Source organism: Streptomyces sp. NPDC088254, assembly GCF_044740925.1.
Lineage (GTDB): Bacteria > Actinomycetota > Actinomycetes > Streptomycetales > Streptomycetaceae > Streptomyces.
The window spans coordinates 23,058-42,231 of record NZ_JBIURQ010000013.1; the positions used below are offsets into that span (position 1 = coordinate 23,058).

21 protein-coding genes and 1 pseudogene are annotated in these 19,174 nt (G+C 71.8%); 10 read left to right on the forward strand and 12 right to left on the reverse strand.

Features of this window, described 5'->3' with window-relative positions; translation table 11 throughout:
- Positions 1–275: 275 nt before the first annotated feature.
- The gene (locus tag ACIOC0_RS32690; protein ID WP_402159362.1) at positions 276–1,250 is read right to left on the reverse strand and encodes a tetratricopeptide repeat protein; all 975 of its coding nucleotides are present in this window, start codon (positions 1,248–1,250) and stop codon (positions 276–278) included.
- Positions 1,251–1,466: 216 nt separating this feature from the next.
- Here ACIOC0_RS32690 and ACIOC0_RS32695 point away from each other — a divergent pair, with 216 nt between their 5' ends.
- Positions 1,467–2,099: a TetR/AcrR family transcriptional regulator gene (locus ACIOC0_RS32695; RefSeq protein ID WP_352249188.1), complete on the forward strand. Its 633-nt coding sequence runs from the start codon at positions 1,467–1,469 to the stop codon at positions 2,097–2,099.
- A 54-nt stretch (positions 2,100–2,153) separates the two neighbouring features.
- Here the strand turns inward: ACIOC0_RS32695 and ACIOC0_RS32700 are convergent, their stop codons facing one another.
- Complete coding sequence (locus tag ACIOC0_RS32700; RefSeq protein WP_402159363.1) at positions 2,154–3,854, reverse strand: methylmalonyl-CoA mutase; 1,701 nt, start codon at positions 3,852–3,854, stop codon at positions 2,154–2,156.
- Between the two features lie 64 nt (positions 3,855–3,918).
- Here ACIOC0_RS32700 and ACIOC0_RS32705 point away from each other — a divergent pair, with 64 nt between their 5' ends.
- On the forward strand, positions 3,919–4,260 hold the full coding sequence (locus tag ACIOC0_RS32705) for a DUF3817 domain-containing protein (protein ID WP_402159364.1): 342 nt from the start codon (positions 3,919–3,921) through the stop codon (positions 4,258–4,260).
- Between the two features lie 24 nt (positions 4,261–4,284).
- Here ACIOC0_RS32705 and ACIOC0_RS32710 read toward each other — a convergent pair whose 3' ends face one another.
- The 3 genes from ACIOC0_RS32710 to ACIOC0_RS32720 all read right to left on the reverse strand — a co-directional run bounded on the left by ACIOC0_RS32710 (position 4,285) and on the right by ACIOC0_RS32720 (position 6,749).
- Entirely contained in the window at positions 4,285–4,716 is a 432-nt protein-coding gene (locus tag ACIOC0_RS32710) for a hypothetical protein (protein WP_402159365.1), read from the reverse strand.
- 204 nt (positions 4,717–4,920) lie between these two features.
- Positions 4,921–5,430: a MarR family winged helix-turn-helix transcriptional regulator gene (locus ACIOC0_RS32715; RefSeq protein WP_402159366.1), complete on the reverse strand. Its 510-nt coding sequence runs from the start codon at positions 5,428–5,430 to the stop codon at positions 4,921–4,923.
- A gap of 11 nt (positions 5,431–5,441) precedes the next feature.
- Entirely contained in the window at positions 5,442–6,749 is a 1,308-nt protein-coding gene (locus ACIOC0_RS32720) for an MFS transporter (RefSeq protein WP_402159367.1), read from the reverse strand.
- 74 nt (positions 6,750–6,823) lie between these two features.
- On the opposite strand from ACIOC0_RS32720, the gene ACIOC0_RS32725 reads away from it, so the two are divergent.
- On the forward strand, positions 6,824–7,807 hold the full coding sequence (locus ACIOC0_RS32725; RefSeq protein ID WP_402159368.1) for a DUF5937 family protein: 984 nt from the start codon (positions 6,824–6,826) through the stop codon (positions 7,805–7,807).
- A gap of 20 nt (positions 7,808–7,827) precedes the next feature.
- Here ACIOC0_RS32725 and ACIOC0_RS32730 read toward each other — a convergent pair whose 3' ends face one another.
- From ACIOC0_RS32730 to ACIOC0_RS32740, 3 genes are all read right to left on the reverse strand, one after another.
- The gene (locus ACIOC0_RS32730) at positions 7,828–8,838 is read right to left on the reverse strand and encodes a matrixin family metalloprotease (protein ID WP_402159369.1); all 1,011 of its coding nucleotides are present in this window, start codon (positions 8,836–8,838) and stop codon (positions 7,828–7,830) included.
- A 282-nt stretch (positions 8,839–9,120) separates the two neighbouring features.
- A complete protein-coding gene (locus ACIOC0_RS32735) occupies positions 9,121–9,441 on the reverse strand; it encodes an MTH1187 family thiamine-binding protein (RefSeq protein WP_402159370.1) in 321 nt (106 codons plus the stop codon).
- Positions 9,438–9,785 (reverse strand): DUF3817 domain-containing protein, encoded by a 348-nt coding sequence (locus tag ACIOC0_RS32740; RefSeq protein WP_352249206.1) that lies wholly within the window; start codon positions 9,783–9,785, stop codon positions 9,438–9,440. The genes ACIOC0_RS32735 and ACIOC0_RS32740 overlap by 4 nt, the downstream gene beginning before the upstream one ends.
- Before the next feature lie 223 nt (positions 9,786–10,008).
- Between ACIOC0_RS32740 and ACIOC0_RS32745 the strand changes: the two genes are divergently transcribed.
- The 4 genes from ACIOC0_RS32745 (at position 10,009) to ACIOC0_RS32760 (ending at position 12,680) form a co-directional block, all read left to right on the forward strand.
- The gene (locus ACIOC0_RS32745; protein ID WP_130443530.1) at positions 10,009–10,641 is read left to right on the forward strand and encodes an AIM24 family protein; all 633 of its coding nucleotides are present in this window, start codon (positions 10,009–10,011) and stop codon (positions 10,639–10,641) included.
- A gap of 1 nt (position 10,642) precedes the next feature.
- A complete protein-coding gene (locus tag ACIOC0_RS32750) occupies positions 10,643–11,293 on the forward strand; it encodes an AIM24 family protein (protein WP_351099554.1) in 651 nt (216 codons plus the stop codon).
- Positions 11,294–11,346: 53 nt separating this feature from the next.
- Positions 11,347–12,111 carry an AIM24 family protein gene (locus tag ACIOC0_RS32755; protein WP_402159671.1) on the forward strand — a complete coding sequence of 255 codons (765 nt, stop codon included), beginning with the start codon at positions 11,347–11,349 and terminating at the stop codon, positions 12,109–12,111.
- Between the two features lie 92 nt (positions 12,112–12,203).
- A complete protein-coding gene (locus tag ACIOC0_RS32760; protein WP_130443414.1) occupies positions 12,204–12,680 on the forward strand; it encodes a MarR family winged helix-turn-helix transcriptional regulator in 477 nt (158 codons plus the stop codon).
- Between the two features lie 22 nt (positions 12,681–12,702).
- Here ACIOC0_RS32760 and ACIOC0_RS32765 read toward each other — a convergent pair whose 3' ends face one another.
- Together ACIOC0_RS32765 and ACIOC0_RS32770 are read right to left on the reverse strand one after the other, a co-directional pair.
- Positions 12,703–14,184, reverse strand: a complete 1,482-nt coding sequence (locus ACIOC0_RS32765; RefSeq protein WP_402159371.1) for a sensor histidine kinase — start codon at positions 14,182–14,184, stop codon at positions 12,703–12,705.
- An 80-nt stretch (positions 14,185–14,264) separates the two neighbouring features.
- Positions 14,265–14,918 (reverse strand): annotated as a pseudogene (locus ACIOC0_RS32770) (response regulator transcription factor); the annotation flags it as partial.
- A 221-nt stretch (positions 14,919–15,139) separates the two neighbouring features.
- Between ACIOC0_RS32770 and ACIOC0_RS32775 the strand changes: the two are divergent.
- Together ACIOC0_RS32775 and ACIOC0_RS32780 are read left to right on the forward strand one after the other, a co-directional pair.
- Positions 15,140–15,448 carry a hypothetical protein gene (locus ACIOC0_RS32775; protein ID WP_402159372.1) on the forward strand — a complete coding sequence of 103 codons (309 nt, stop codon included), beginning with the start codon at positions 15,140–15,142 and terminating at the stop codon, positions 15,446–15,448.
- A 165-nt stretch (positions 15,449–15,613) separates the two neighbouring features.
- Entirely contained in the window at positions 15,614–16,240 is a 627-nt protein-coding gene (locus ACIOC0_RS32780) for a PepSY domain-containing protein (protein WP_402159373.1), read from the forward strand.
- Positions 16,241–16,305: 65 nt separating this feature from the next.
- On the opposite strand, the gene meaB is transcribed toward ACIOC0_RS32780, so the two are convergent.
- Entirely contained in the window at positions 16,306–17,265 is a 960-nt protein-coding gene (gene meaB, locus ACIOC0_RS32785; RefSeq protein WP_402159673.1) for a methylmalonyl Co-A mutase-associated GTPase MeaB, read from the reverse strand.
- Positions 17,266–17,301: 36 nt separating this feature from the next.
- A complete protein-coding gene (locus tag ACIOC0_RS32790; RefSeq protein WP_351338433.1) occupies positions 17,302–18,513 on the reverse strand; it encodes an acetyl-CoA C-acetyltransferase in 1,212 nt (403 codons plus the stop codon).
- Between the two features lie 150 nt (positions 18,514–18,663).
- Here ACIOC0_RS32790 and mce point away from each other — a divergent pair, with 150 nt between their 5' ends.
- Positions 18,664–19,104 carry a methylmalonyl-CoA epimerase gene (gene mce / locus ACIOC0_RS32795; protein WP_402159374.1) on the forward strand — a complete coding sequence of 147 codons (441 nt, stop codon included), beginning with the start codon at positions 18,664–18,666 and terminating at the stop codon, positions 19,102–19,104.
- Positions 19,105–19,174 lie beyond the last annotated feature (70 nt).

The following is a 19,174-nucleotide window of genomic DNA, read 5'->3' on the forward strand; positions in this document are numbered from 1 at the left end:
GGGTTCGTTACCGGCTAGTAACGGCCGGATAACCGAACAACGACCCACAGGTCTCGGCCAACGACGCTGGGTGGCAATCATGCCCAGGACAAAACTATTGATCGCTGGACAGAATCCGACAGATCCGCGCCCCTGCTTTACTCGCAGTAACAGCTGCCACGATTACCAAGATTTGGTAAAACGCGGCCGTAGGGGCATCCAGTCGCCAGAATTTTCACTCCGGCACCACAGGCCCCGGCGTTTAGCGGCTGATCAGCACCGGGGCCCGGCGGGGCTCAGAACAGGGCGCGCGCCAGAGCCCTGCGCGCCGTCGCCACCCGCGGGTCCTCGGGGCCCACGACCTCGAACAGCTCCAGCAGCCTCAGCCGTACGGCGTCCCGCTCCTCACCGGCCGTGCGCCGCACGGTGTCGATGAGCCGGCCGAACGCGTCGTCGACATGACCGCCCACCAGATCCAGGTCGGCCGCGGCGATCTGGGCCGTCGCGTCCTGCGGCTTCTCGGCGGCCTCCTTGCGCACCGCCTGCGGGTCCATGCCCTGCACGCGCTGGAGCAACTCGGCCTGCGCGAGACCGAGCTTGGCCTCGGTGTTGCCCGGGTCGTCGGCCAGCACGTTCTGGTAGGCGCGCACCGCGCCGCCCAAGTCGCCCGCGTCCAGGGCCTGTACGGCGGCCTCCAGCAGGGCGTCGTACGGACCGGCCGGCGCCTCGGTGGCCTCGGTGGGCTCGCCGGGCCGGGCGTCGGGGTCGACGGTCAGGCCGGTGAGACCGAAGCGCTCCTCGGCGACGGCCACCAACTGGTCGAGCGTCTGGCGGATCTGAGCCTCCGGGGCGGCCCCCTGGAAGAGCGGCAGCGCCTGCCCCGCGACGACGGCGAAGACGGCCGGGATGCCCTGCACCCCGAACTGCTGCATCAGCATCTGGTTGGCGTCGACGTCGATCTTGGCGAGCAGGAAGCGCCCGGCGTACTCGGCGGCGAGCCGCTCCAGGACGGGGCTCAGCTGCTTGCAGGGCTGGCACCACTCGGCCCAGAAGTCGATGACGACGGGCACCTCGGCGGACCGTTGGATGACGTCGCGCTCGAACCCCGCCTCATCGACGTCGATGACGAGCTCCGCGGGGGACACCGCCCCCGTCCCGCCCTGCCGGGCGGCTTCGGCGCGCACCTGCTCCGCCTTCGCCTTGGCCTCCTGGGCCGCCTTCACCGCGGCGAGGTCGACGACTCCGCTCATGGACATGTTCCGTGGCTGCATGCGTCTATCCTCCCCCGTTCCCGCGCGTGCGTGAAAACGATCCGCGAATGCGCCGGGGTCCCCACCCCACGCGCCGCGTGATCTCGGCTCGCGGACGTCCACCACGAGCTTTCGCTACGGGTCGTAGCGTAATGCCCATGGGGCCGGCGCGGGGGTCGCTTTCCGGTGATCTCCCTCACTGGGAGCGGCACGGAAAGTGGCCGTTATGGTCGAAGCATGCAGAGTCGTTCCCCCGCCGGCCGTGCGGGCCGGCCGCGCAGCGCGGCCGCGGACGCAGCGATCCTCGCCGCGACCCGGGCGGCGCTGGTCGAACTGGGCTGGTCCAAACTGACGTTGGGGGACGTGGCGACCCGGGCCGGGGTCGCCAAGACGACGCTCTACCGCCGCTGGTCCGGCAAGAACGAACTGGTCGTCGACGCGGTGGCGGAGCTCTTCGGCGAGCTGCGGCTCCCCGACCGCGGCAGTCTGGCCGCCGACATCGAGGGCGTGGTCCTGCAGTTCGCGGCGATCCTGGCCCGCCCGGAGGCCAGGAGCGGCCTGATGGCGGTGGTGGCGGAGTCCACCCGTGACGAGGCGTTGCGCGCCCGTGTCCGCTCCTCGATCGTGGACCCGCAGAAGGACCTGGTCCTGGAGGGCCGGGCGCGTGCCCAGAGACGCGGCGAACTTCCCCCGGAGACGGACCCGCTGGAAGCGGCCCGCACGGTGGACCTCATCTTCGACGTGGTGGCGGGCGCGGTGGTGCACCGCACCCTCGTGAGCGACGAACCGGCGGACGAGGAGTGGGTGCGGAGCTTCACGAGGGTCCTGCTGCTGGGACTGACGTCCGCTTCCAGCCCGTCCGGCGTGTGAGGACGGGCAGGGGCGGCGGGGGCGACCGCCGGGCGTACGCCCCCGTCTCCCGCGTCAGAACCCGGCGGGCTCGGTGTACACCCCCCACTCCTCGCGCAGCACGTCGCAGATCTCGCCCAGCGTCGCCTCCGCGCGTACCGCGTCGAGCATCGGGGCGATCATGTTGCCGCCGTTCCGGGCCGCCGCGAGCATCTTGTCGAGGGCGTCGCGCACGGCGGCGTCGTCCCGCGTGGTGCGGCGCTGGGCGAGCACCCGCACCTGCTCCCGTTCCACCTCGTGGCTGACGCGCAGGATCTCCAGGTCCCCGGTCACCGAGCCGGTGTGGGCGTTGACGCCGACGACCCGCTTCTCCCCCTTCTCCAGCGCCTGCTGGTAGCGGAAGGCGGACTCGGCGATCTCCCCGGTGAACCACCCGTCCTCGATGCCGCGCAGGATGCCGGACGTCATCGGGCCGATGGGGTGCCGCCCGTCGGGGTGGGCCCGCAGGCCCCGCTCCTTGATCCGCTCGAAGATCGCCTCGGCGTCGGCCTCGATCCGGTCGGTCAGCTGCTCGACGTACCACGAACCGCCCAGCGGGTCCGCGACGTTGGCGACGCCGGTCTCCTCCATCAGGACCTGCTGCGTGCGCAGGGCGATCTCCGCGGCCTGCTCGCTCGGCAGCGCGAGGGTCTCGTCAAGGGCGTTGGTGTGCAGCGAGTTGGTGCCGCCGAGCACCGCGGCGAGCGCCTCCACCGCCGTGCGCACGACGTTGTTGTACGGCTGCTGGGCCGTCAGGGAGACGCCGGCGGTCTGGGTGTGGAAGCGCAGCCACTGCGCCTTCTCGCTCTTCGCGCCGTAGACGTCCCGCATCCAGCGGGCCCAGATCCGGCGTGCGGCGCGGAACTTGGCGATCTCCTCGAAGAAGTCGACGTGGGCGTCGAAGAAGAAGGACAGGCCCGGGGCGAAGACGTCGACGTCGAGCCCGCGGCTGAGTCCGAGCTCGACGTAGCCGAAGCCGTCGGCGAGCGTGTACGCCAGTTCCTGCGCGGCCGTCGCTCCGGCCTCGCGGATGTGGTAGCCGGAGACGGACAGCGGCTTGTAGGCGGGGATGCCCGACGCGCAGTACTCCATCAGGTCGCCGATGAGGCGCAGGTGCGGCTCGGGCGGGAAGAGCCACTCCTTCTGCGCGATGTACTCCTTGAAGATGTCGGTCTGGAGCGTGCCGTTCAGGACGGACGGGTCGACGCCCTGCCGCTCGGCGGCGACCAGGTACATGCAGAAGACGGGGACGGCGGGCCCGCTGATCGTCATGGAGGTGGTGACGTCCCCGAGGGGGATGTCCTTGAACAGCACCTCCATGTCGGCGGCGGAGTCGATGGCAACCCCGCAGTGCCCGACCTCGCCGAGCGAGCGCCGGTCGTCGGAGTCGCGGCCCATGAGGGTCGGCATGTCGAAGGCGACCGAGAGGCCCCCGCCGCCGTTGGCGAGGATCATCTTGTAGCGCTCGTTGGTCTGCTCGGCGTTGCCGAACCCGGCGAACTGCCGGATGGTCCACGTCCGCCCGCGGTACCCGGTGGGGTACAGCCCTCGGGTGAAGGGGTACTCCCCGGGCCACCCGATCCGTTCGAACCCGGCGTAGGCGTCACCGGGCCGCGGCCCGTACACGGGCTCCACGGGATCGCCGGAGAGCGTGGTGAAGTCGGCCTCCCGCTTGCGCGAGGCGTCGTAGCGGGCCTGCCAGCGTCGGCGGCCTTCCTCGATGGCGTCAGCGTCCATGCTTCGAATTTACTAGGACGTCCTAGTAAATGTCGACGGCAAACCACCCGTTACGCTCGACGCCATGAAGAAGAGCGTCCTGACCCGCTACCGGGTGATGGCCTACGTGACCGCCGTCCTGCTCGTTCTGCTCACGATCGGCGTGATCGGAAAGCGACTGCTGGGGCTGGACGGATTCGACGGCTTCGTCTCGGTGGTCGGCATCGCCCACGGCTGGCTGTACGTGGTCTATCTCGTCTTCGCCTTCGATCTCGGCACGAAGGCGAAGATGCCCCTGGGCCGCCTTGCCTGGGTCCTGCTCGCCGGCACCATTCCGACGGCTGCCTTCTTCGTGGAGCGGAAGGTGAGCCGCGAGGTGCAGCCGCTCATCACGCAGGAGAGCGCACCCAACCCCGCGGCGGCCTGACCAGGGACCGGAACCCGGCTTGACTCACTTCGTGATGAAGTGACACTGCGCCGCCCGCTGCTCGCCATTCACATAGAAGCGCGCGCATGCCTTCCCGTACTTCGGCAGCGTCTGCGCCGCGTTACGGCGCAGTGGGTCACCCTTGCACTCCGCGTGCGTCTTGCCGCGCGAGGTCTTGTACGTCCGGTTGGAGAGGTCCGCGTAGGTGAAGTCGATCCTCCAGTTGCAGAACCTGGCGAAGGTGGCCGCGATGCCGACGCAGTCCACCCCCGCGAGCTGACCGGTGATGCGTTTGCCCGAGCCGTGGACCGAGTGAGTGAGGAAACAGCCGGTGGGCACCTTGATGCCGGCTCCGTGCAGGTCGTAGTCGAAGCTGCCGATCGCCGTGGTACCCGTGGCACCGGCATACGCCGATGGGGTGGTGACCACGGTCACGGCGGCGCCGAGCGTCACCATGGTTCCGACGGTCAGCAGATTGCGCACGACACTCCGCACAGACGACAAGGCAGGCCTCCGCGTTCACGATCCGGAAGCTGCTCGTCCGGATTCAGTGGGGTGCCAGCTTGGCAGTGCGAAGGGGCGGGCTGAACGTTCCAGCTGGGCGGACCGAGATGAAATCACCCTGCCGTGGCTTTCGCTCCGATGGTTGACCGGGAACCCTCATTCCTCGTCGAAGTCGTGGGCCGCGATCCGCAGGGGCCGTAGGAGGGCGAAGATCTCGGCGCATTCCTCCGCGTCGTAGACGCCGAGGCCGAAGTCCATCGCCATCAGGTCGTGGGTGGCGGCGTCGACGACCTCGCGGCCCTTGGCGGTGATGGAGGCGAGGGTGCCGCGGCCGTCGTTGGGGTTGGGGCGCTTGGCCACCAGACCCGATCTGACCAGGCGGTCCACGGTGTTCGTGACCGACGTGGGGTGGACCATCAGCCGCTCGCCGATCTTCGACATGGGCAGCTCGCCCTCTTTCGAGAAGGTGAGCAGCACCAGCGCCTCGTACCGCGCGAAGGTCAGCCCGTACGGCTTGACCACCGCGTCCACCTCGGCGAGCAGGATCTGGTGGGCGCGCATGACGGAGGTGATCGCGGCCATGGACGGCACGTTTCCCCAGCGCTGCTTCCAGAGCTCGTCCGCGCGGGCGATGGGGTCGAAGGGGAGGCTGAGCGGCTTCGGCACGGCACCAGACCCTACCCGTCGGTCATATGGCGGTCAGCCCCGTCTCGGCCCTCGGTCTCCCGGGCCTCCGGTACGCCGGAGGCCAGGGCCGGGAGGTCCGCCGCCGCGGCACGCCGTGCCTCCCACGCCAGCGCGGCGCAGCACACCGCCCCGAGCGCGCCCGCGCCGGTGACCGCCGCCGTCACCCCCGCGCACTCGGCCACCACTCCCGCGAGCGCCATCCCGACGCCCTGCACCGTCATCAGCCCGGCGGTCAGCAGCGTCATGGCCCGCCCCCGCAGCTCCTCCGGCACCGCCCGCACCAGCCACTGGTCGAGGCCGAGGGTGTACGCCGACCCGGCTCCGGTGAGCGCCGTCAGCAGGAGGGAGAGGGGCAGACCCGGGGCCAGGGCGAAGCCCAGGTACGGCAGAAGGGTGAGACAGACCAGGGGGAGGACGATCCGCTCACGGGTCGCCGGCCGCAGGCGCGCCCCCGCGTACAGCTCGCCGGCGATGGTCCCGACGGGCAGCGCGCACATCAGCAGGCCGAGGCCGACCGGTCCCGCACCGAGTTGGTCGGCGTACGGCGCGGCCAGCGCCTCCGGTGCGACCGTGAACATCGGCGGCACCCAGAACAGCAGCATCAGGACGCGCACCCGGCGGTCGGCGAGGATCCGCCGGGCGCCTTTGAGGGAGTCCGTGACGAGGGCGCCGTCCGGCCGGGTCCGGGCGGGCCTGCGGCGGGTGCCCAGGCGCAGCAGGGCGGCGGAGGCGAGGAAGGTGCCGGCGGTGACCAGCAGCGCCCGGCGCGGGGAGACCACGGTGAGCAGCAGTCCGCCGAGGCCGAAGCCGGCGAGGAGGGCGCTCTGCGAGGTGATCCTCAGCAGGGAGCGGCCCAGGACGAACAGGTCGCCGTCGCCGAGGACGTCGGCGAGCGTGGCCATCCGGGTCCCGGCGAACACGGGCGAGACGACGGCGAGGCAGCAGCGCAGGCCGAGGAGAGCGGCGAGGGGCGCGCCCGGGGCGGCCATCGGCGCGACGCACGCCGCGCACACCAGGTCGCACACCACGAGGACCCGGCGGGCCGGGTAGCGGTCGGCGATCCCGGCGAGCAGGGTGCCGCCGACGACGTACGGCAGGAAGCCCAGGGAGAAGGAGAGCGCGCTCATCAGGGGCGAGCCGGTCAGGTCGTAGACGAGGACGGAGAGGGCGATCTCGGCGACGACCACGCCGAGCAGGGACAGCAGATGGGCGGCGAAGACGGCGCGGAACTCGCGCACGGCGAGGACCCGGGCGTAGCCGGGGGGCCGTGCGGCGACGGCCGTGAGCTGTTCGGGCATGGGCGGCAGCGTGCCCGTGCCGCGTGCGGCGGCCTAGAGTTTCGGCGACAGCCGAATCTTCGAGGGGGGCGCCTGTGCCGTCACGACTGCACTTCGGGGAGGACGACTTCCTGCGCTGCCGCTTCGCGGTGTCCCCGCTGTGGGAGACGCAGGACGCCGTGCGCACCCTGAAGCGGCCCGACCGGCACGGGTACCACGCGCCCTGGCTGCGCCGGATCCGGGAGGCGGCCGAGGGGATCGACCTGACCGGGCTGTGGCTGCTGATGCCCCGCCGCGGTCACTCCCCCGACTGGCTGAGCCCGCCGCCGGCCGGCCCGACGGCCACCTTCGAGGAGGAGATCGCGCAGGTCCGCGCGGCGGACCCGGGGGCCGCGCGCGAGGATTCGGCCCGCTCGCTCGCGGACACCCCGGGCGCGCTGGAGCATCCGCTGGCCCGTGCCTGGCTCGCCGACCCCGAACGGATGATCCGGGACCTCGCCGACCTTCTGGAACAGGTCTGGCACACCCTCCTCGCGCCGGACTGGCCCCGGCTGCGGGCCCTGCTGGAGGCGGACGTCACCTTCCACTCGCGGCGGCTCGCCGAGGTCGGTCTCGGCGGGCTGCTGCCGGAGATCCACCGGCGGTGCGGCTGGCGGTCCGGCACCCTCACCGTGGCGTCCGACGGCGAGTACGAGCGGCATCTGGGCGGGCGGGGGCTGGTGCTGATGCCCAGCGTGTTCGTGTGGCCGGACGTGGTCAGCTCCTTCGACCCGCCCTGGCAACCGACCCTGGTCTACCCGGCGCGCGGCATCGCCGGCCTGTGGGCCGACCCCGCCGGCCGCTCCCCCGACGCGCTCGTACGGCTCCTCGGGCGGGGCCGGGCCGCCGTCCTCGCCGCGCTCGACGACCCGGCGACCACGACCGCGCTCGCCCACCGCCTAGGCCTCGCACCGTCCTCGGTCTCCGCCCAGCTGACGGTCCTGCGCGACGCCGGTCTGCTGGTCTCCCGCCGGTACGGCCACCAGGTGCTGTACGAGCGGACGCCGCTCGGGATGGCCCTGACGTCGGGCGGTGCGTGAACGCGGTCGGCCGCTGCCGCTCAGTACAGGGCGCGCAGGCCGAGGACGTCCCCCCGGCCGAGGGTGCGGGCGCCCGTGCTGCACGCGAAGGAGTTGGTGAACATGGTCTGCCCCTCGTGCCCGGGGCCGACGTGGGCCAGGCCGAAGACGTGTCCCGCCTCGTGCGTGGCGACGCTGCGGATGTCGTAGGCGTTGGAGCAGTCGCCGCCGGGGTTGTCGGTGAAGACGTAGTCGCCGGTGTTGAAGCGGACGTCGGCCTCCTTCAGCCAGTCCGGGCCGCGGGGCACCGGGCGGCTCCAGGAGCAGGTGGTGGCGACGACTCCGCTGGTGAGGTCGCCCGCGTCCCAGACGCTCACCCCGTCGCGCGCGGTGCAGCGGGCCTGGGGGTCGATGTCGGCCTCGTGGTGGGTCACCGTCCAGTACTTGGAGCGCGCCGCGACCGCGTCGCCGTAGCCGCAGTCGTTGCGGGTGCCGGTGATCGTGCTGATGGAGTCCTCGAAGGCCCGGCGGGCCTGGGCGGGGGTGAGACCGCCGGGCAGGGGGCCGTCGCCGATCCACCAGTCGTAGGTGCCGTACTCCTTGTGGTCGGCGACGGCGTAGGCGCTGTCGGCGCACGCGGCGCGGGCGGAGGCGGGGGGTCGCTTGCCCGGCCGGGCGGAGGCGGACAGGCCGCGCTCCCCGGCCTCGCCGTGGGCCGACAGGTCGTACGACACCGTCCCGTCGGCTGCGACCTCCAGGGTGAAGCCGTGGCGTGAGCCGTCCGTCGTCAGAGCGTCCACGCCGACCTTGGTGCCCGGTTCGGGGACGGTGACGCCGGCGCCCTCGTGGGTGACGAGACGTCCGACCGCGTCGCAGTCCAGCACGGAGGAGCCGGCGGGCAGGTCGTCGACGGTCAACACCCCGTCGGCGAGCACGCACCGGTCGCTCGCGCGCGGGGGTGTGTCCCCGGCGCTCACCACCGCTCCCGAGACCGCGAGAACCAGCGCCGCGCTGATGCGCCCCACCAGTTGCGGCCCGTGACGACCTGTCACTTCGCCTCCGCCCGAAGGTCCGCCACGCGGGCGGAACTTGATCGATTCCCGGAGAGGTTAGCCGTCCGAAGCGAGCTGAAAACCATCTATATGTCACCCGTTCGAGCGATCGCTCGGACGGGTGCACGGCGACTTGTGGGCGGGGCGGGCAGCGGGGCCGACCGGCTGCGACGTCGGCCGCTGCGGCGCTGTCCGGTGGCGGCGGTGAGCGGAAGGGTGTACGCGGCCGGGCCGATCGGGGCAACGATCGGGGCCCCCGGCCCGGCGGATCGCGGAGAAACGTCACTCCTCCGGCTGGCGTCGCTCCCCCGGGTGGGTCAGATGCCGCTCCACCGTTTCCACCTTGGACGTCAGCCCGTCCGTCACCCCGGGGCGGATGTCCGCCTTGAGGACCAGGGAGACGCGCGGCGCCCGCTCCTCGACGGCGGCGACGGCACGCCGGACGACGTCCATGACCTCGTCCCACTCGCCCTCGACGGACGTGAACATGGCGTCCGTACGGTTGGGCAGACCCGACTCGCGAACCACCCGGACGGCGTCGGCGACGTACTCGCCGACCTCCTCGCCCACGCCGAGCGGGGTGACGGAGAAGGCGACGATCACGACGCCTCCACCACGCCCTCACGCCGGGCGCGGGAGGCGATGACCGCGTCCTCGGCCTCGCGGCGCAGCTTGCGCTCCGCGAAGAAGCCGCCGGTGGGCAGGACGGACAGGACGAAATAGACGGCGGCGGTACCGACGGACCACTTCGCGCGGTTCCAGGCGTCCGCCCAGAAGATCACGTACAGGACGAACAGCACGCCGTGAACCATGCCCATGACGGGCACCGCGTTGAACTCCGTGGTCCGCTTCAGCACCGAGCACACGAGCAGCAGCAGGAAGGAGATGGCCTCGGGCGCGGAGACCAGGCGCAGTCGGCGCAGGGCGGAGGCTGTCTTGAGGTCCACGGGTCACCTTCGGTGGGGTCGCGTCGGGAATCGGGGACGCTTGTGAACGTACGCACAAGCGCTCGTCCATTGTGACAAACGCGAGGGGCGAGGCGGGAGCGGGGTCCCGGACGGACCGTCGGGGGAAACCCCGCGCGCATCCCTTAGGGGGACGTTCAGGGATGATCTCCGCCCTCGGGACCTGTCGGCCCGGGCTTCGGGAGGCTACCTTCGCTGCGTGGCGATGTTTCGACTTCAGGGCAGCAAGGTGCTCGCCGTCGACATGACCGGGGACGCCGTGAAGGCGAAGAACGGCTCCATGGTCGCGTACGACGGACAGATGGCCTTCAAGAAGATGAGCGGTGGCGGCGAGGGACTCCGGGGGATGGTGACCCGCAGGCTCACCGGCGAGCAGATGACGGTGATGGAGGTGAGGGGGCAGGGCACGTGCTGGTTCGCCGACCGCGCGTCGGAGATCAACCTCGTGCGACTCAACGGCGACAAGCTGTACGTCGAGTCGAGCAACCTGCTCGCGACGGACGGGGGACTGCGGACGGGCACGAGCTTCACCGGGCTGCGCGGCGCGTCCCAGGGCAACGGCCTGTTCACGACGACCGTCGAGGGGCACGGGCAGGCGGCGATCACCTCGGACGGTCCGGCGGTGGTGCTGCGGGTCAGCCCCCAGTACCCGCTGACCGTCGACCCGGGCGCGTACGTCGCGCATCAGGGCGACGTACGGCAGTCCTTCCAGTCCGGGGTGACGTTCCGCACGTTCCTCGGCGAGGGCGGCGGTGAGGCGTTCCAGATCCGGTTCGAGGGGGACGGGCTCGTGTACGTGCAGCCGAGCGAGCGGAACACGATCGCGGGGGACGTGTGACATGCCCTTCCGTGAGATCAACTCCAAAATGGTCGAGGCGACGGTGCTGCCGGGGCAGCGGCTGTTCAGTCAGCGCGGCGCGATGCTCGCCTACAAGGGCGAGGTGTCCTTCACGCCCAACATGCAGGGCGGGCAGGGCGGGGTGATGTCGATGCTCGGGCGCCGGCTGGCGAACGAGGACACCCCGCTGATGTCGGTGGAGGGCAGCGGCACGGTCCTGTTCGGCCACGGCGGCCACCACGTCCAGGTCATCAACCTCACCGGCGACACCCTGTACGTGGAGGCGGACCGCCTGCTCGCCTTCGAGGGCACGCTCCAGCAGGGCACGATGTTCATGGGCTCGCAGGGCGGCGTCATGGGCATGGTGCGCGGCCAGGTCAGCGGACAGGGCCTGTTCACCACGACCCTCAAGGGCCACGGCTCGGTGGCCGTGATGGCGCACGGCGGGGTCTTCGAGGTCCCCATCACCCCGCAGCGCCCGGTGCACGTCGACCCGCAGGCCTACGTCGCCCACCACGGCGACGTGCGCAACAAGCTGTCGACGGCGTTGGGCTGGCGGGACATGGTGGGCCGGGGCTCGGGCGAGGCGTTCCAGCTGGAGCTGAGCGGCAACGGCGCGGTGTACGTGCAGGCATCGGAGGAGAAGCTGTGACCGCCTACCCCGGCGCGGGTCCTCACGGGGCGGGCCCCGTGGTCCTCGACCCGATGACGCTGCCCGTCGACGACAACGTCAACGCGTACACCTTCTGCGTGGAGCTCAAGGGGAGCCAGTGGTTCCTGCAGAAGGGGAAGATGATCGCCTACTACGGCTCGATGGAGTTCAACGGCGTCGGGCACGGCGGACTGGACCGTCTGGTGCGGACCTCGTTCCATTCACCTCTGCACGCGAGCGACTGGGTCGTGGCGCAGGGCTCGGGCAAGATGCTGCTGGCCGACCGGGCCTTCGATGTGAACTCCTACGACCTGGACAACGGCAATCTGACCATTCGCGCGGGCAATCTGCTCGCTTTTCAGCCAAGTCTGTCGCTGAAGCAGTCGATCGTGCCGGGCTTCCTCACATTGATCGGAACCGGAAAGTTCGTGGCCGCGTCGAACGGACCGGTGGTGTTCATGGAACCGCCCATCCGGGTGGACCCCCAGGCGCTCGTCGGCTGGGCCGACTGCCCCTCGCCCTGCCACCACTACGACCACGGGTACATGACCGGCGTGATGGGCGGTCTACGTGCACTGACGGGCCTCGGCGGGGCGTCCGGGGAGGAGCACCAGTTCGAGTTCGTGGGCGCCGGGACGGTGCTGCTCCAGTCGTCGGAGACCCTCATGGCGGAGCAGGCCACGGGTGCGGTTCCGCACGAGCCGGGGGTCCCCGGCGGGGGCCACGCGGGCGGGCACGGCGGTCCTCAGGGCGGCCAGCCCGGGGTACCGCGCCTTCCCGGACAGCTGGGAGACCTCCAGCGTCGCTTCGGGCTGTGAGCGGTAGTCTGCGGAGTGTGACGTCGAACGCGTGCACGCCGTCACACGACCCTCACTAGTTCACCTTTCAACATTTTAGGTAGACTTCACTTATGGAGACCGAAACGGCCACGCGCTGGCTGACCGATGCGGAGCAGTGCGCCTGGCGCACCCACCTGGAGGTCAACAGGCTGTTGACGTACCAGCTCGAAAAGGACCTGCAGCCGTTCGGCCTGACCATGAACGACTACGAGATCCTGGTGAACCTCTCCGAGTCGGAGGACGTACGGATGCGGATGAGCGACCTCGCCTCCGCCACCCTCCAGTCGAAGAGCCGCCTGTCGCACCAGATCACCCGGATGGAGAACGCCGATCTGGTGCGCCGGGAGAACTGCGAGTCCGACCGCCGCGGTCTGTACGCGGTGCTCACCGAGCACGGCATGGAGACGATGCGGAAGGTGGCGCCCCACCACGTGGCGTCCGTACGGCGGCACTTCATCGACCTTCTCCCCCCGGAGGCCCTCGGGGAGCTCGACCGGGCCCTGAAGCCCGTCGCGGACCACCTCCGCGGCGAGCGGGGCCGCCCCTAGCGCCCCGCGCGCACCACACGCCTCAGGCGGCCGGCAGGCGGAGCTCGAACAGGGCTCCGCCTGCCGGCGCCTGCCGGACCGTGAGCGTGCCGCCGTGTCGTTCGGCCACGTCACGGGCGATGGCCAGGCCCAGCCCCGCGCCGCCCTCGTCCCGCGTGCGGGCCGCGTCCAGCCGCACGAACCGCTCGAAGACGCGCTCACGGTCCGCCTCGGACACCCCGTCCCCGTCGTCGGCGACCGCGACGAGCGCCCACCGCCCGTCCGGCCCGTTCTCCCGCCGCACCGACACGGTGACCTTCTCCCGGGCGTGCCGCCGCGCGTTGTCGAGCAGGTTGGCCAGCACCCGCCCCAGCTGCCCCCGCGATCCGGCCACCTCCACCGGCTCCGCGTCCACCCTCACCCCGGCCCGCTGAGCCGTCTCCTCACGCACCAGCGCCGCCAGGTCCACCCGGGCGTCCGCGGGCCGCTCCCCCGCGTCCAGCCGGGCGAGCAGCAGCAGGTCGGCGGCCAGGTCCTGAAGCCGTACGGTGTCCTCGACCGCGCCCGGCACGTCCAGCAACTCGGGGTGCGCGGCGCCCACTTCGAGCTGGGTGCGCAAGGAGGCGATGGGGCTGCGCAGTTCGTGGGAGGCGTCGGCGACGAACCGGCGCTGGCGCTCCACCGCCCTCTGAAGTGCCGTCAACGTCTCGTTCGTCGTACGGGCGAGCCGGGCGACCTCGTCGTGGGTGTCCGGCTCGGGCACCCGGCGGGCGAGGTCCGCGGAGGCTGTGATGGCGGCCATCTCGCGCCGGATCCCCTCGACCGGCCGCAGCGCCCGCCGGGTGACCAGCCAGGTCACACCCGCCACGACCGCGAGCAGCAGCGGGAAGCCGATCAGCATGACGGTGAGTGCGGTGCCGACCGCGCTGTGCTCGCTGGACAGGGGCGCGCCGGCGTGCACGGCCAGGGCGCCCCGGTCGTCGGTCTCGACGGAGACCGAGGCGAAGCGGTAGTCGGCGGTGTCGCCGTCCACGGTGGCGGAGCCGTCGCGGAAGGCGGTGTCCTCGCCGATCTCACCGGGCCGAGGCACCGAGGAGGCGTCGCCGCCCCCGTCGCCGCCCGCGTCGGCGCCCCGGTCGGCGTCATCGTCGTCGTCCGGGGTGGGGGCCGCGTGGCCCGCCTGTGCCGTCGCTCGGGCCGCGCCCGGCGCCGGGCGCACCGCGTCCGTCCCGGTCCCGCTGATCCGCTCCAGGCCCTCCGTGGCCGCGACCAGGGTGCCGTCCTCGGTGACGACCTGGACGGGCCGGTCCTCGTCGTCGAGGGACAGCCGGTCGTAGGCGTGCCCGGCGGCGAGTTCGGCGGCCACCTCGCGGGCGGCGCGGTCCGCCTGGGCGCCGGCCTGGCCGCTCAGGCTGGACTCCAGCGCGAGCAGGACCGCCGCCCCGGCGGCGACCAGGGCCACGGCGACGACGAGCGTGGCGCCCAGCGCGGCCCTGGCGCGGACGGAGCCGAGCCGGCGCCTCACCGCCCCTCCCCCGGCGCCCCCGGCGCCCCCGGCACCCCGGGCGCCGCGGGGGCCGACGGGCCCGACGGCGGTTCCGGCCGCTCCAGCCGGTACCCGGCGCCGCGGACCGTGCGGATCAGACCGGCGCCCAGCTTGCGGCGCAACGCGCTGACGTACACCTCGACGATGTTGGGGTCGCCGTCGTACGCGAAGTCCCAGACGTGGTCGAGGATCTCGGACTTGGACACCACCGCGCCGGCCCGCACGACCAGCTGCTCCAGGACGGAGAACTCCTTCGCGGTGAGCGTCGCCTCGTCCTCCCCGAGGAAGACCCGGCGGGCCGCGGTGTCCACCCTCAGCTCGCCGAGGACGTGCACGGGCGAGGCACCGGCGCCCTGGCCGCGGCGCAGCAGCGCCTTCACGCGGGCGACCAGGACGACGTACGAGAACGGCTTGGTGAGGTAGTCGTCCGCGCCGGTGTCCAGGCCCTCCGCCTCGTCGTACTCGCCGTCCTTGGCGGTGAGCATGAGGATCGGGACGTCGTTCCCGGCGGCGCGCAGGGCGGAGCAGACGCGGTAGCCGTTCAGGCCGGGCAGCATGATGTCGAGGACGACGAGGTCGTACGGCGACTCGCTCGCGCGGTGCAGGCCCTCCAGGCCGTCGTGGACGACGTCCACGGCGTAGCCCTCGGCGGTCAGGCCCTTGGCCAGGGACAGGGCGAGTCGCTTCTCGTCCTCGATGATGAGCAGGCGCATGCCCGTCAGGGTTTCAGACCCGAGCTGAAGCGGCCTTCAGCCTGTTCTCGCGAGGAACCTCAGACCTTCACTCGCGGGGGCAGTCGCGTCTGGTGGTGCGGAGCACCGCGGAATCGGGCCGGAGGTGGCGGGGAGGCGAAGCGGACGGGTGACTTCCCGGCGGAGCCGGGCCGTGCCTGCCGAAGAGCGTCGCGTTCACCGGCGAGCCGGGGCAGCTGGCGGTGGTGGCCGCGCACCGCAAAGGCGAGTCCGATCTGCTGTGCCGGGGCGGGCAGTGGTACCTGCTGGTGACCTGCGACATCGCCGAGGCCGAAGGGAACGCGCACCCGGCGGGCTTCGTCGGGGTGGATCTGGGCATCGTCAACATCGCCACCACCTCCACCGGCAAGCGGCACAGCGGGCGACGCCTGAACCGACGCCGTGAAACGGACCGGAAGCTGCGCGCCGATCCGCAAAAGAAGTCTGCGGGGCCGAGTCACCGGCGCCCGCCCTCACTCTCATCGCCTGACCGGCGACACCATCGAGCGTGAGAGCTGGACGCAGCCGGGACCACCGAAGCCATCGGTGAACCCCGAGCAGCAAGCCCTGGACATCAGTCCCGGGTAGGTGACGTGCCTTCAGGTTCTCCTCAGCATGGGTCGGCGACGGTGGTTCCCGTCAGACAACACACGCCTGAAGCTCGGGAGGAACCCGTCATGAAGCGCAAGCTCGTCATCGCCGCCGTCGCCGCGTCCGTCGCGATCGGGGGCGGCACCGCGGTCGCCTTCGCGGACGACGGCGCGCGGGACGGCACGCACGCCGGTGTGAGGGGCGCGCAGGCCCCGGCGGACGGGGTGAAGGTCACCGCCGGGCAGGCGATCGCCGCGGCGCTGAAGGCGCAGCCCGGCACGGTGGTCTCCGCCGGTCTCGCCGACGACGGGGCCGACCGCGGCTGGGAGGTCGACGTGCTGGGCCAGGGCACGACGGCCCACACCGTCCTCGTGGACTCCGCCGACGGCCGGATCCTCGGCAAGGAGACCGACGGCGACGACGCCGACGACGTCCGCGAGGCCCGCGCCCTGCTGAAGGACGCCCGGGTCACCGCCGCCGACGCCGCGCGGACCGCCGCCGGCAAGGGGGCCGTCACCTCGGTGGAGCTGTACGACGACGGCGGGGACGGTCAGGGCGGCTGGGAGGTGGAGACCACGGACGCGGCGGCGAAGGAGCACGACTGGACCGTGGGCCTGAAGACCCCGGAGCTCACGCCGGACCACGAGACCGACGCCGCCGACGACGCGGACGACCGGGCGGACGGCGACCAGGTGGACGGCGACGACGGCTGACGTACCGCCGTCGGCGGTCGGCGCGCCCTCGCACGCCCCCGGCGTAACCCCGGGGTGCTGCTCTGTCACTCCCCCTGCGTCAGCCCCGCCACCAGCTCGTCCGCCGCGCCGTAGGGGTCCAGTTCGCCGGCGACGATGCGGTCCGCGAGGGCGCTCAGCCGGCGGTCGCCGTGGAGGTCGCCGATCCGTTCCCGCAGGGCGGTGACGGCGATGGCCTCGACCTCGTGGGCGGCGCGGGCGCGGCGGCGCTCCGCCAGGACGCCGCGCTCCTCCATCCACGCCCGGTGCTTCTCCAGCGCCTCCACGACCTCGTCGACGCCCTCGGCGCGGGCCGCGACGGTCTTGACGATCGGCGGGCGCCAGTCGCCGGGGCTGCGGGACTCGCCGAGGCCGAGCATGTGGTTCAGCTCGCGGGCGGTCGCGTCGGCGCCGTCCCGGTCGGCCTTGTTGACGACGTACACGTCGCCGATCTCCAGGATGCCCGCCTTGGCGGCCTGGATGCCGTCGCCCATGCCCGGGGCGAGCAGCACGACGGAGGTGTCCGCCTGGGAGGCGATCTCCACCTCGGACTGGCCCACGCCCACCGTCTCGACGAGGACCACGTCGCAGCCGGCCGCGTCCAGCACGCGGATCGCCTGCGGCGCGGCCCAGGCCAGCCCGCCGAGGTGGCCGCGCGTGGCCATCGAGCGGATGTAGACGCCGGGGTCGGAGGCGTGGTCGGACATCCGGACGCGGTCGCCGAGCAGGGCGCCGCCGGAGAAGGGCGAGGACGGGTCGACGGCGAGGACGCCGACCCGCCGGCCCTGCTTGCGGTACGCCGTGACCAGCGCGGAGGTCGACGTGGACTTGCCGACACCCGGGGAGCCGGTGAGGCCGACGACGTAGGCGTTGCCGGTCAGCGGGGCCAGCGCCGCCATCACCTCCCTGAGCTGCGGGGACGCCCCCTCCACCAGGGAGATCAGCCGGGCGACGGCCCGGGGCCGGCCTTCCCTGGCCTGGGCGACCAGCGAGGAGACGTCCTGCATCACAGCTCCGTTCACGCGTTCCTTACAGGAGAGAACTCAGGCCTTGGGCACCCGCACGATCAGTGCGTCGCCCTGGCCGCCGCCGCCGCACAGCGCGGCCGCGCCGACGCCGCCGCCGCGCCGCTTCAGCTCCAGGGCGAGGTGCAGCACGAGCCGGGCGCCGGACATGCCGATCGGGTGTCCGAGGGCGATGGCGCCGCCGTTGACGTTCACCTTTTCCGTGGAAACGCCGAGGTCGTCCATTGACTGGACGGCGACGGCGGCGAAGGCCTCGTTGATCTCGATGAGGTCGAGGTCGGCGACCTCCAGGCCGTCCTTCTTCAGGGCGTGCAGGATGGCGTTGGACGGCTGGGACTGCAGCGAGTTGTCCGGACCGGCCACGTTGCCGTGGGCGCCGATCTCGGCGATCCACTCCAGGCCCAGTTCCTGCGCCTTGGCCTTGCTCATCACGACCACGGCGGCGGCGCCGTCGGAGATCTGCGAGGCGGAGCCGGCGGTGATCGTGCCGTCCTTGGCGAAGGCCGGGCGCAGCTTGCCGAGGGACTCGGCGGTGGTCTCGGGGCGGATGCCCTCGTCGTGGCTGAAGAGGACCGGCTCGCCCTTGCGCTGCGGGATCGGCACCGGGGTGATCTCCGCGTCGAACAGCCCGTTCTTCTGGGCGGCCGCGGCGCGCTGGTGGGAGAGGGCGGCGAATTCGTCCTGCGCGGGACGCTCGATGCCGAGGCGGGTGTTGTGCTTCTCGGTGGACTCGCCCATGGCGATGCCCTCGAAGGCGTCGGTCAGCCCGTCGTAGGCCATCGCGTCGAGCATCTCGATCGCACCGTACTTGAAGCCCTCGCGGGACTTCGGCAGCAGGTGCGGGGCGTTGGTCATGGACTCCTGGCCGCCCGCGACGATCACGTCGAACTCACCCGCACGGATCAACTGGTCGGCGAGCGCGATGGCGTCGAGCCCCGACAGACACACCTTGTTGACGGTGAGCGCCGGGACGTTCATCGGGATGCCGGCCTTGACGGCGGCCTGGCGGGCCGGGATCTGGCCCGCGCCCGCCTGGAGCACCTGGCCCATGATCACGTACTGCACCTGGTCGCCTTCGATGCCGGCGCGGTCGAGGGCGGCCTTGATGGCGAAGCCGCCGAGGTCGGCTCCGGAGAAGGACTTCAGCGAGCCCAGCAACCGTCCCATGGGCGTACGCGCGCCCGCGACGATCACCGAGGTCGTGCCGTTGGAACCTGTCGATCCAGTCATGAGCTGCGATCCCCTTACCGGCCTGCACGGGCCGAGGAGTGAACGAGGGTTTACTTCGAATGTACTGAGCGGTAGTGCGCCCCGTCACCTCGCTGTCGGTGTGATCGCCCGCACGTTGCGCAACCACCTCCGGGACGCTCCACTGACTACATGCTGACGCGAATCGACCACATCGGGATCGCCTGCCACGACCTCGACGCCACTGTCGAGTTCTACCGTTCCACGTACGGCTTCGAAGTGTTCCACTCCGAGGTCAACGAGGAGCAGGGCGTGCGCGAGGCCATGCTCAAGATCAACGAGACGTCCGACGGCGGCGCCACCTACCTCCAGCTCCTGGAACCGACCCGGGAGGACTCCACGGTCGCGAAGTGGCTGGCCAAGAACGGCGAGGGCGTCCACCACATCGCTTTCGGTACGGCGGATGTGGACACCGACGCGGCGGACATCCGCGACAAGGGCGTACGCGTTCTGTACGAAGAGCCGCGACGCGGCTCCATGGGGTCACGAATCACCTTCCTGCACCCCAAGGATTGCCACGGAGTACTGACAGAACTGGTCACATCGGCCCCAGTTGAGTCCCCTGAGCACTGACCCCCGTACAGAGGGGCCGGTAGGGTTGGGGTCGGTCGCCGCTCTTGACGGGCGACCTACGTCCTGCCGC

What these genes read in the sequence shown, in the direction of transcription:
- mce (WP_402159374.1), top strand. Translation starts at nt 18,664, where the DNA reads ATGCTGACGCGAATCGACCACATCGGGATCGCCTGCCACGACCTCGAC.
- ACIOC0_RS32760 (WP_130443414.1), top strand. Translation starts at nt 12,204, where the DNA reads ATGGAGACCGAAACGGCCACGCGCTGGCTGACCGATGCGGAGCAGTGC.
- ACIOC0_RS32780 (WP_402159373.1), top strand. Translation starts at nt 15,614, where the DNA reads ATGAAGCGCAAGCTCGTCATCGCCGCCGTCGCCGCGTCCGTCGCGATC.
- ACIOC0_RS32750 (WP_351099554.1), top strand. Translation starts at nt 10,643, where the DNA reads ATGCCCTTCCGTGAGATCAACTCCAAAATGGTCGAGGCGACGGTGCTG.
- meaB (WP_402159673.1), bottom strand. Translation starts at nt 17,265, where the DNA reads ATGCAGGACGTCTCCTCGCTGGTCGCCCAGGCCAGGGAAGGCCGGCCC.
- ACIOC0_RS32705 (WP_402159364.1), top strand. Translation starts at nt 3,919, where the DNA reads ATGAAGAAGAGCGTCCTGACCCGCTACCGGGTGATGGCCTACGTGACC.
- ACIOC0_RS32690 (WP_402159362.1), bottom strand. Translation starts at nt 1,250, where the DNA reads ATGCAGCCACGGAACATGTCCATGAGCGGAGTCGTCGACCTCGCCGCG.
- ACIOC0_RS32720 (WP_402159367.1), bottom strand. Translation starts at nt 6,749, where the DNA reads ATGCCCGAACAGCTCACGGCCGTCGCCGCACGGCCCCCCGGCTACGCC.
- ACIOC0_RS32745 (WP_130443530.1), top strand. Translation starts at nt 10,009, where the DNA reads ATGTTTCGACTTCAGGGCAGCAAGGTGCTCGCCGTCGACATGACCGGG.
- ACIOC0_RS32755 (WP_402159671.1), top strand. Translation starts at nt 11,347, where the DNA reads ATGACGCTGCCCGTCGACGACAACGTCAACGCGTACACCTTCTGCGTG.
- ACIOC0_RS32695 (WP_352249188.1), top strand. Translation starts at nt 1,467, where the DNA reads ATGCAGAGTCGTTCCCCCGCCGGCCGTGCGGGCCGGCCGCGCAGCGCG.
- ACIOC0_RS32710 (WP_402159365.1), bottom strand. Translation starts at nt 4,716, where the DNA reads ATGGTGACGCTCGGCGCCGCCGTGACCGTGGTCACCACCCCATCGGCG.
- ACIOC0_RS32700 (WP_402159363.1), bottom strand. Translation starts at nt 3,854, where the DNA reads ATGGACGCTGACGCCATCGAGGAAGGCCGCCGACGCTGGCAGGCCCGC.
- ACIOC0_RS32790 (WP_351338433.1), bottom strand. Translation starts at nt 18,513, where the DNA reads ATGACTGGATCGACAGGTTCCAACGGCACGACCTCGGTGATCGTCGCG.